This window comes from Hominiventricola sp. (genome assembly GCF_057604405.1).
Map to the genome: position 1 here is coordinate 1 of NZ_DBLYVB010000036.1, position 10,766 is coordinate 10,766.

Annotated in this window: 8 protein-coding genes; 6 read left to right on the plus strand and 2 right to left on the minus strand. The window is 44.7% G+C overall.

Translation table 11 applies throughout. The annotated features are described in order from the left end of the window. From ACZMB2_RS13175 to ACZMB2_RS13200, 6 genes are all read left to right on the plus strand, one after another. The coding region (locus ACZMB2_RS13175; protein WP_487597080.1) for a response regulator at positions 1–2,526 on the plus strand (2,526 nt) is incomplete at its 5' end. 202 nt (positions 2,527–2,728) lie between these two features. Beyond that, the gene (locus tag ACZMB2_RS13180) at positions 2,729–4,429 is read left to right on the plus strand and encodes an ABC transporter substrate-binding protein (protein ID WP_487597085.1); all 1,701 of its coding nucleotides are present in this window, start codon (positions 2,729–2,731) and stop codon (positions 4,427–4,429) included. Between the two features lie 146 nt (positions 4,430–4,575). Next, positions 4,576–6,717 (plus strand): ATP-binding protein, encoded by a 2,142-nt coding sequence (locus ACZMB2_RS13185; RefSeq protein WP_487597081.1) that lies wholly within the window; start codon positions 4,576–4,578, stop codon positions 6,715–6,717. 173 nt (positions 6,718–6,890) lie between these two features. Next, on the plus strand, positions 6,891–7,355 hold the full coding sequence (locus ACZMB2_RS13190; protein WP_022463031.1) for a MarR family winged helix-turn-helix transcriptional regulator: 465 nt from the start codon (positions 6,891–6,893) through the stop codon (positions 7,353–7,355). After that, entirely contained in the window at positions 7,339–8,688 is a 1,350-nt protein-coding gene (locus tag ACZMB2_RS13195; RefSeq protein WP_487597082.1) for an MATE family efflux transporter, read from the plus strand. The genes ACZMB2_RS13190 and ACZMB2_RS13195 overlap by 17 nt, the downstream gene beginning before the upstream one ends. Before the next feature lie 163 nt (positions 8,689–8,851). Beyond that, positions 8,852–9,289, plus strand: a complete 438-nt coding sequence (locus ACZMB2_RS13200) for a MarR family winged helix-turn-helix transcriptional regulator (protein ID WP_022463033.1) — start codon at positions 8,852–8,854, stop codon at positions 9,287–9,289. A gap of 90 nt (positions 9,290–9,379) precedes the next feature. On the opposite strand, the gene ACZMB2_RS13205 is transcribed toward ACZMB2_RS13200, so the two are convergent. Together ACZMB2_RS13205 and ACZMB2_RS13210 are read right to left on the minus strand one after the other, a co-directional pair. Further along, positions 9,380–10,021 (minus strand): endonuclease III domain-containing protein, encoded by a 642-nt coding sequence (locus ACZMB2_RS13205; protein WP_487597083.1) that lies wholly within the window; start codon positions 10,019–10,021, stop codon positions 9,380–9,382. 45 nt (positions 10,022–10,066) lie between these two features. Continuing rightward, positions 10,067–10,766: AraC family transcriptional regulator (locus ACZMB2_RS13210; RefSeq protein ID WP_487597084.1), on the minus strand; the 700-nt coding region annotated here is incomplete at its 5' end.

Below are 10,766 nucleotides of genomic sequence, written 5' to 3' on the forward strand. Positions count from 1 at the left end.
ATGAAGGATAATCAATACCAGTGGTTTCGGGCATCGGCAGAAGTAATACGCCGTCTGGATGGTTCTGCCAGCAGGATTGCCGGGATTTTTATTAATATTGATGCGGAAAAAAAAGAGGCCATGCAGGCACAAAAATCTGCTGCTTTCCACCGGGCTTTTACGAAAGCAGACCTGTGTGAGTATTATGTAAATCTGGAAGCGAATACTTTTGATACCTTTAAGGTTGAACCGTCCCTGATGACAGTCTTTGAACAGAGTCATACATGGGATGAACTGATCCGTCATTTTGTGGATTCCTATGTTGTGGAGACAGATAAGAAGGCGGTATCCTCTTTTTACGACCGTGGTTATATTGCAGAAAGGCTGAAGGGTCTGGAAACCGAATTGGCTTTAGAGTGCCGTATCACTCTGAATGGAGAAGAACGATGGGTCCGCAATGTGGTCATACGTGGCGAAATAGAGGATTCAGAATATGCCATGATCTTTCTGCGTGATATCACAGAGACAAAGGTAGAGAGCGCACGGCATCTGCAGATGGCAGCGGATAATGCTTCCATGGAGCAGATAATTCAGAGTATTGTGCGTCTGGTTGACCGCTTTGTTGTCTGTGATTTGGAAAATGACAGATATGAATTCTATAACCTGAATGGACAGATGATATATAAACCTTTGGGATTCTATCATGATTTTCAGATGCAGGTTCTTGAAAAGTATAAGACACTGGAACCATTGGAAACTATGGACATCCTGATCGCACCGGAAAATATCCGGAAGAATCTGAAAAGTGAAAATGATATTTATAAGTTTGAGTACTGCAGCCTGGATGAAAAGACTTATAAGATCGCTTCTTATATTCCTTTGGAATGGAAGAATGGAAAGCTGGAAAAGGTATTGCTGGCATCCATGGATGTGACACAGGAGAAGAAAGCAGAGATTGAATCCCGTCAGGCACTGAAAGAGGCTTACCGGTCTGCAGAAAATGCAAACCGTGCGAAAACAGAATTCCTTTCCAATATGTCCCACGATATCCGGACACCGATGAATGCCATTGTCGGCCTGACAGCAATTGCAGGAGCAAATATTGAGAGCCAGGACAGAGTCATTGAATGTCTCAGCAAAATTACAAAATCAAGCCGTCATTTGCTAGGGCTGATTAATGAAGTGCTGGATATGGCACGTATTGAAAGTGGAAAAATGACGCTGGCACAGGAGGATTTCAATCTGCCAGATCTGGTGGATAATCTTATAACACTCACAAAACCGGTGATTGATGAACATAAACACAATTTAGATATACACATTAATCACATTGAACATGAGAGTGTCTGTGGTGACAGCCTGAGAATCCAGCAGGTATTTGTGAATCTGATGAGTAATGCGGTCAAGTATACACCGGATGGCGGGAATATTACTTTTTCCATAGAGGAAAAGCCAAATGGATTTTCGGAACTTGGATGCTATGAATTTACGATTGAGGATAATGGGATCGGTATGTCACCGGAATTCCAGAAAATCATGTTTGATCCTTTCAGCCGCGCAGATGACCATCGGACAACCAGAGTCCAGGGAACAGGTCTGGGAATGGCAATCAGCAGAAATATTGTGAACCTGATGAATGGTAATATTAAAGTGGAAAGCACCTTACATAAGGGAACTAAAATTACAGTAACAATTTATCTGGAACTTCAGGAAAAAGAAAAAGAACAGGACAGAAATCTGATGAATCTACCTGTTCTGGTTGTGGATGATGATAAGACATGTTGTGAAAGTACAGTTGCCACATTGAAGGAGATTGGAATTACAGGCGAATGGGTTCTCTCCGGCAGAGAAGCCGTTGAGCGCTGTTATGCACATCATGAGCTAAAAAATGATTACTTTGCTGTTATTTTAGATTGGAAAATGCCGGATATGGACGGAATTGAAACAGCCAGACAGATCCGGAAACGGATAGGGAAAGAGATTACCATTATTGTACTGACATCTTATGAATTCAGTGAGATCGAAGAAGAAGCAAAGGCTGCAGGCGTAGATGCTTTTATTGCAAAACCGCTGTTCCGTTCCCGTTTGACGGCTACATTGCGGCAGTTTACTTCTGGCAGAAAAGAAAAAACAGCAAGAAATTATCTGGATGAGCTGTCTGAAGCAGATTACACAGGAAAAAGAATTCTGCTGGTCGAGGATAATGAGTTAAACAGAGAAATTGCTGTTGAAATTCTGCAGATGACCGGGGCGGAAGTGGAAACGGCAGAAAATGGAAAAATTGCAGTTGAAAAAGTAGAAGCTTCTCCGAAAGGCTTGTATGACCTTATTTTTATGGATATCCAAATGCCTGTCATGAATGGTTATGAGGCAACCGCAGCAATCAGGAGCCTTCCGGGTGAACAGGGAAAACTACCGATTGTTGCCATGACAGCAAATGCTTTTGCAGAAGATGTACAGCTGGCAAAAAATACAGGCATGAATGGACATATCGCGAAACCGCTGGATATGAATAAGCTGAATGATGTTCTGGAAAACTGGCTGTAATTGTTTCCCAATTATTGAATTAATGATTTTATCAGGAAAGAATGAGGAAAATACGAGGATGAAAAAGGCAAAACAATGTCTGACAGCATTACTGTCAGGTGTGCTTTTAGCAATTACTGTTTTGTCTGGCTGTGGACAATCTCAAAAAGCAGTATCTAAAAATGACGATCACCTTACCGTGTATCTGTGGGAAAATCGTTTAATGAAAAATATTGTACCCTATATAAATGAGCAGTTTCCAGATCAGGATATTGAGTTTATTACCGGTAACAATGATACCGATTTATATAGCTATTTTGAGGAACATGGTGAACTGCCGGATATCATAACCGTACGTCGATTTTCTGGAAAAGATGCACAGGATCTGGAGCCATATCTAATGGATTTTGCTTCTTATGACGTGGTTTCCAGGTATTACTCCTATGCATTGCAATATTACAAAAATTCAAAAAATGAGATTCAGTGGCTTCCTATCTGCGGTATACCGCAGACGATTATTGCCAACAAGACATTGTTTGAACAGTATGGAATCAAGATACCGAAAAACTATAAGGAATATGCACAGGCATGCCGGCAATTTTATGATAATGGTATAAAACCGTATTCCCTGGATCTTGCAGAAGACTGGTCTGCTCATGAGGTGATTCAGACAGGTGCAATTGGGGAATTCATGAGTCTGGATGGAATCGAATGGAGAAGCTCAGCTGAAAGTGCATCAGGGGATATCGCGTTTGATGATGCGTTATGGAAACGTATTTTTTCAGAAACCAATACATTTTTGAAGGACTCACATTTTACAAGTGATGATATCAGCGTCGATATTAATACTGCAACGCAGATGTTCCTTGAGGGAAAAGCAGCAATGTTTCATGGTTATCCGGCACTTATGCAGGAATTTCAGGAACAGATGGATGCAGAATTAACTCGTATACCGTTTTTTTCACAGATTTCGGATGAAGCTTTTATAAATATGACCCCTTCTCTGAATATTGCATTTAACAAAGAACTGGAAAAAGATCAGGAAAAACTGGACCTGGCATTCGATGTCCTGGAGTGTATGATTTCAAAAGAAGGACAAACATTGATCGCAGATGGAAAGGGTGTAATTTCATTAAATGTAGATGTTCCAAACATGATGGAAGATGTACCTGGCCTTGAAGATGAAATTAATAATAATTCTGTTTATATCCGATATTCTGCTCAAAAATCATTTGATGCCAGTCTTAAGGCTGTTCACGGATTATTGTCAGGGGAAATGGATGAAACACAGGCTTATGATGCTTTTCGCAGCACAATGAACAGTAAGGATTCAAAAGAAAAAAACACAATAAATTTTGAAAATGAATATACCATTTCGCTAAATGATAAAAACGGTCGTGATGCGGCATCTTCTATTTTAACTACGATTAAAGAAGAAAATGATGCTCAGCTGGCTTTGGCACCATATTATTATTTTACTTCCTCCATTTACAAAGGGGAGTGTACCGGCAGCCGGGTTGGTCTGATGACAGCAAAGAGTTTAGATACACCATTATACCTGGCAAAAATCAATGGCAAAGAGATTTATGAACTTGCGGAGAAATATCTTGCTGATTCTGATGAGAAATTCCATATAACCAATAAATATGAATTACCAATTGCATCCGGTATGAAATTAATCGTCAGGCAGGAGGAAAACGGATTCTCATTAAAGGACATAGAAGTAAATAAGAAAGAAATCGACAAAGAAAAGGAGTACTCTATTCTTCTTACAGACACCACAATGTCTGTTTTGAAAAAAATAAATCCGGGATGTGAGATCGAGCAGATTAAGGACACAACATTATCAAGTGCATGGACTGCAGCAATAGAAAACGGACAGCAGCCGTCAGCACCGGAAGATTATATAGAGGTTGAAAAATAAAAGTGGGAACAGAACAGGCGAAAACAAAAAGAAAAAAGATGATAGTACCATTGTTCTTTTTAATTCTTATCTTTTTAAACTTAATTTTTGTAAAGTTCCTTTTGAACAGGATGAACAGCTATATCGCAGAAAACGGGAAAAGCAGTATGGGAGCAGTTGTTGAACAGATACAGCAGACCTATGATCTGCAGGTGAATGGATACTACAGTCGGCTGCATATGCTTGAGGATTTTCTTACTCAAGAGGGAGTGAGATCTATTGAACTGGATAGAAACAAGAAGTTCTTTGAGGCATGGCAGAAAGAATCTGAAAGTACACTTATATTTCTCCAGGAAAATGGAAAGGCAATAACCACTGATGGAACAAAACTTCGGGTTGACATGCCAAGTAAACTTTTGTTGGATTTGAGGAACGGATATAATATTGGAAAATTGGTTTCTCTTGATTACAACCAGAAGAAAAAAGATGGTTATCTGGTTGCAATTCCATGTCAGGAATATACGATTAATGGGGAAACTTATACGGCAATTGGAACCTTGTATGATCATTCAAAATTAGATTCCATGTTAAGTGTGAAAAGCTATAACGGGAATGCGTATCTGTTTATGCTGGATAACGACGGAAATATTACTTATACAAATCAGATAGAAGATAAATTTTTCAGGAACTATTTTTTGTTAAAGCATTTAAAAGGAGATCAGGCTATCACTGAGGAAGAGGCTGATTCTCTTCAAAAAAAGCTGGATGGCAGAGAACAGGGGGTAGAACTTCTGGGAAGTGACAAACCTTACTATCTGGGATACTGTCCGATAGAAAATAATAACACCATGCTGATCTGTATTGTAGAAAAAAGTGTTGTAGATAATGTACTGAGAGATTATCAGAAAACAATAGTGTTTGAAACAATACTCATGGCAGGTTTTATACTTTTGCTTTTTGCCGGATTATTCTACAGTATTTCCAGACGCAGTCTTGCTGAGCAAAAAGCTGAATACGAAAAAAGAAATAATGAGATTCAGACGCAGGCAATGAAGGAAATGGAGGAGTCCAATAAAAAACTGAAAAAAGCAAAGGACATTACAACGGAAGCCTTGCAGACTGCTGAAAATGCAAATAAGGCGAAAACAGATTTCCTGTCCAATATGTCACATGATATTCGTACACCAATGAATGCAATTATCGGCATGACATCATTGATCAGACATGATGCCGGTAATAAAGCGAAAGTAATAGAGTATGCAGATAAAATAGACATTTCATCACAGCATCTGTTAGGAATCATTAATGATGTTCTGGATATGAGCAAAATTGAGGCAGGAAAAACAGTTTTTAAGTATACCGATTTTTCCATCTTGGATTTTATTACAGAACTCAATACCATATTCCATTCACAGATAGACGAAAAAAATCAGACTCTTACAATCATAAAAGAAAACATCCGGCACGAGTGGGTGAACGGAGACCAGGTTCATCTGATGCAGATTTTCAGCAACTTGGTTTCTAATGCAGTGAAGTACACGCAGGAAGGTGGAAAAATTCAGTTTCTGGTAGAAGAATGTGAGACAAAGTCATCTGTCTACGCAAAGTACCGTTTCTTAGTCAGCGATAATGGCATGGGAATGTCGGCAGATTTCAAAGATACAATTTTTGATGCTTTTACTCGTGCTGAAAGTTCTATGACGAATAAGATACAGGGAACTGGTCTTGGAATGGCTATTACCAAAAATCTGGTTGAAGCAATGGGAGGCACCATTGATGTGGAGAGTGAACTGGGCCAGGGAAGCTGTTTTGAGGTTCTTATAGATCTGAGAATAGCAGAAGATAGATTTGTTTCTTCAGCAGAACAGGCAGAAAAGGATGAACCGGCTGGCAATGTCCTGAAAGGAATGAGGTTTCTGTGTGCAGAGGACAATGAGCTGAATGCAGAAATCCTGATGGAATTGTTAAAGATTGAGGGTGCAGAGTGTACAATCTGTGAAAATGGTAAAAGGGTCTTAGAGGCATTTGAGCAGTCTGCTCCGGGGGATTATGACATGATCCTGATGGATGTGCAGATGCCGGTTATGAATGGTTATGAGGCAACAAAAGCAATCCGAAGAAGCTCCCATGAACTGGCAAAGACAATTCCAATCATTGCTATGACCGCCAATGCGTTTTCTGAGGATATTCAGCATTCTCTGGCAGCCGGTATGAATGCCCATGTTTCAAAACCGGTTGAGATGAAGGTACTGGAAAAGACGATCAGAAGCATAAAATCCGGCGGGGGGCACCAAAATGCAGCTCATTGAACAGTGACAAATGGATATGGAAAAGAGCTGATGAAAGAATCTGGCATTGCCAGAACTTTCAATCAGCTCTTTTTTAGCATCAGTTCCCTCTTGACATTTTTTCATTTCCTGCTATACTTATCAAAAGTAATTACTAAAGATAACTAATTTTTAAACAGAAAGGAACCTTTTCCATGACACAGGAAAAATTAAAGCAGTTCCTGGATGCGTGTTTTGATGCAAAGCGTCTGATCGAGAAACTCCCGGACCTGCCGGACGGTATGAAGCCGCGGCAGGTGCATGTGCTGGATGCGGTGAATGAGATTCAGAAAAAGCAGGGCTTCTGCCGCGTCAGCGACATCAGCAGCTATATGAACACAACGCTGCCGAGCATCACCAAGCTGGTGCAGGAACTGGAGGAGAGAAATCTTCTCGTGAAACAGGCGGATGAAAAAGATAAGCGCGTGATCAACCTGACACTGACCGAAGAGGGAAAAGAGTTTGTGGAACTCCGCGTGACGCACTTTCACGGGGAATGGGCATCCCGCCTGCCAGATCTGGACGACGCGGTGGTGGACGAATTTGTGCATGCAATCACACGGATGCAGGAAACGATGCCGGGAATAAAAGGAGTGAAAAACAATGGCAAAAGAAAATAAGAAAGAAGTATCGTTTGTAGAGGGACCGATTTTCCAGTCCCTGATCCGTTTTGCGCTGCCGGTGCTCGGCGCGCTGATTCTGCAGGCGGCTTACGGTGCGGTCGACCTTCTCGTGGTCGGCTGGTTCGGCGATGCGTCGAGTATTTCCGCTGTCGGAACCGGAAGCAACTTCATGCAGATGGTAACATTTATCATCACCAGCCTTGCGATGGGTTCGACCGTTATGATCGGCCAGCACATCGGCGAGGGCAAGCCGGATAAGGCCGGCAAAACCGTGGGAACCTCGATTGTTCTGTTCACCATCATCGGTGTCGCCATGACGGTGATTCTGGAGCTGTTCGCAGGCCCGATCGCCAATATTTTACAGGTCCCGGCGGAGTCTTTTGACAAAACCGTCCTCTACCTGCGGATCTGTTCCGGCGGTATTCTGATCATCATCGCGTACAACGTCATCAGCAGCGTGCTTCGCGGAATCGGTAATGCAAATCTGCCGCTTTTATTCGTTGGCATCGCCTGCGCAGCCAATATTGCCGGAGATCTGTTCTTCGTCGGTGTGCTGAAACTGGACGTTGCGGGAGCAGCGCTTGCGACGGTTCTGGCGCAGCTGATTTCTGTCATCGCCTCCATGGGTGTGTTGAAAAAAGGCAATCTGCCGATTGAATTCAAAAAAGAAGACTGCCGCATCGACCATGACGAGCTGAAGAAAGTCCTGAACGTCGGTGTGCCGATCGCGCTGCAGGAGACGACCGTACAGATTTCCTTCCTTGTGATCAACTCGATCATCAACGGCATGGGTCTGATGCCGTCCGCCGGATACGGTGTGGCGCAGAAGCTGACCTCATTCATCATGCTGATCCCGTCCTCTGTGATGCAGTCTGTGTCAGCATTCGTGGCACAGAACACCGGAGCCGGAAAGAAAGACCGCGCGTGGAAGGGCTTCCTCACCGCAATCGCAACGGGCTGCTCTCTTGGAGTTGTGATTTTCTGCATCGGTTTCTTCGGTGGAAGTGTCATCTCCAGAATCTTCACGAGCGATTCGGCCGTTATCGAGCAGAGCGCCGCTTACCTGCGCGGTTTCGCACCGGAATGTATTCTGACCTGTGTGCTGTTCAGCAGCATCGGATACTTCAACGGCCGCGGCATCAGCATCCCGGTTATGATCCAGGGAATCACCTCCGCCTGCCTGATCCGTATTCCGCTGGCGCTGTTCTTCTCACACCTGCCGAATACGAACCTGACCTTCGTCGGCATGTCCACCCCGATCACAACCGTATACGGCATCTGCTTTTTCATGATCTGCTTTGCACGGTTAAAGAAAAAAGGGCAGATGTAATTGAATCAAACATAACAGAACTGCCTGGGAAACGGCACGGAGCGATCCGCCGTTTCCCAGGCAGTTTTTGGTATTGTTTGTCCGGAACTTTTTTGATACAATACAGACAGAAAGAGCGGAACCCTGTTCAGAAGGGACAGAACAGACGGAAAGGGGAAGAGGAGTGGATAACAGAGAAATCATCAATGAGACACTGGTCCATCTGTTTCACGAGATACAAAAACTGGAAGAAGAGGCGATCATCACCGAGGATTTCAAGGATCTGACGAACAACGATATGCACATCATCGAGGCCGTCGGCCTGGAGGGCGGCAATATGTCATCGATCGCGGCAAAGCTCGACATCACGGTCGGATCGCTGACAACGTCGATGAACAGTCTGGTGAAAAAAGGCTACACCGAGCGGGAGCGCAGCGAGAAGGACCGCCGGATCGTCTACATCCACCTGACCGGAAAGGGACGGCAGGCATTCCATCATCACGCAAAATTCCACGAGCAGATGACGGATGCCGTGATGGCGGAACTCGGAGAAGAGGAAGTGCAGGTGCTCGGGAAAACGCTGAAAGCGCTGACGGACTTCTTTCGGTCGTATAAAAAATAGAAACAAAAAGGCTTTTGCAGCCGGGACAGAATCAGAAAAATCTGTCCGGTATGCAAAAGCCTTTTTCGCATGGAAACGCATAGAAAAATGCTATTTTTCTACGCCGTTCTTCTCACAGATATCCGCGAGCACACACCGTTCACAGTGCGGTGTCGTCCGCGCAGTACAGACCTCGCGTCCATGCTCCACAAACCGGTGGCAGAGCGAGCTTCCTTCTTCCGGCGGCACAATTTTCCAGAGTGCCATCTCCACCTTCTTCGGATCCTTGCAGTCATGCACGAGCCCGATGCGGTTGCACAGCCGGATGCAGTGCGTATCCGTCACAATCGCAGGCTTTTTGAATACATCGCCCATAATCAGGTTCGCACTTTTCCGTCCCACGCCCGGGAGCTTCAAAAGTGCGTTAAAGTCATCCGGCACCTGGCTGTGGTACTCGTCGCGCAGCATGCGCATGCAGGCGTTGATGTCGCGTGCCTTGCTCTTTCCAAGACCGCACGGCCGCACAATTTCCTCGATTTCCTCCGGTGTCGCGTTTGCCAGCGCATCGATATCAGGATACTTTGCGTAGAGATCCTCCACCACAACATTGACCCGCGCATCGGTGCACTGTGCGGCCAGGCGGACACTGATGAGCAGCTTCCACGCCTGGTCATAGTCAAGCGTACAGTCGGCGTCAGGATATTCTTGTTTCAAACGTTCAATGACGGCAAGCGCCAGTTCTTCTTTTGTCATCGTGTTAAACTCCCATTCTCAAAGATATAAAAACAGCGAAAGCTATCAGGATCCTTTCTCGCGTGCTGCCTTCCGAAGCTGCAGCGGCGTCGTGTGAAACCGCTCGCGGAAGAGGCGGTGAAACAGCTTATCGTTTGTAAAGCCATGCTTTTCCGCGAGCGTGCCGACCGGCAGATCCGTGGCGATCAGGTCGCGGTAGATGCGGGAAAGACGGTAGGAATTCAAGTATTCCAGATACGTCGTTTCCATGTTCTGGCGGAAGAACCGGCAGAAATATTCCGGCTGCAGCGAGACAACATCGGCAGCCTCCTTCAGCGTAATCGGCCGCTGGTAATTTTCCTGCGTGTACGTCAGAATCGTATCGAGCCGTGTCTGCGTCCGGGAGCTCATCGGGTGGTGCGCAAGCGGGCTCTTCTCAGAAAATTTCGTGTAGAGCAGATCGAGAAACGTAAAAAGCTCCCGCTGGAACGTCAGCAGATAGCCGTCGGGCATTTCGTCATGAAGCTGCATCATCGAAAGCAGAAGACGCCGGAGCTGGCTGATATTTTTCTGCACTTCCGGATTCGTACTGTCGTAGTCAATCGAGAACCAGAGCTGTGACGGATCAGGCAGATAGTTCGCAAGGAACGCATCCGGAATCTGCATCAGAATCGAGCGGTTTCCCGTGGACGGACAGCGCGCCGTGTGGATACGCCCGGAATTGATCAGCAGAAATTGACCCGGAAGGACGGTCTTTGTGCGGTCC

Bases quoted from the DNA above. Each gene is read 5' to 3' on its own strand.
- ACZMB2_RS13195 (WP_487597082.1), top strand. From the start codon at position 7,339: ATGGCAAAAGAAAATAAGAAAGAAGTATCGTTTGTAGAGGGACCGATT.
- ACZMB2_RS13190 (WP_022463031.1), top strand. From the start codon at position 6,891: ATGACACAGGAAAAATTAAAGCAGTTCCTGGATGCGTGTTTTGATGCA.
- ACZMB2_RS13185 (WP_487597081.1), top strand. From the start codon at position 4,576: ATGGGAGCAGTTGTTGAACAGATACAGCAGACCTATGATCTGCAGGTG.
- ACZMB2_RS13180 (WP_487597085.1), top strand. From the start codon at position 2,729: ATGAAAAATATTGTACCCTATATAAATGAGCAGTTTCCAGATCAGGAT.
- ACZMB2_RS13205 (WP_487597083.1), bottom strand. From the start codon at position 10,021: ATGACAAAAGAAGAACTGGCGCTTGCCGTCATTGAACGTTTGAAACAA.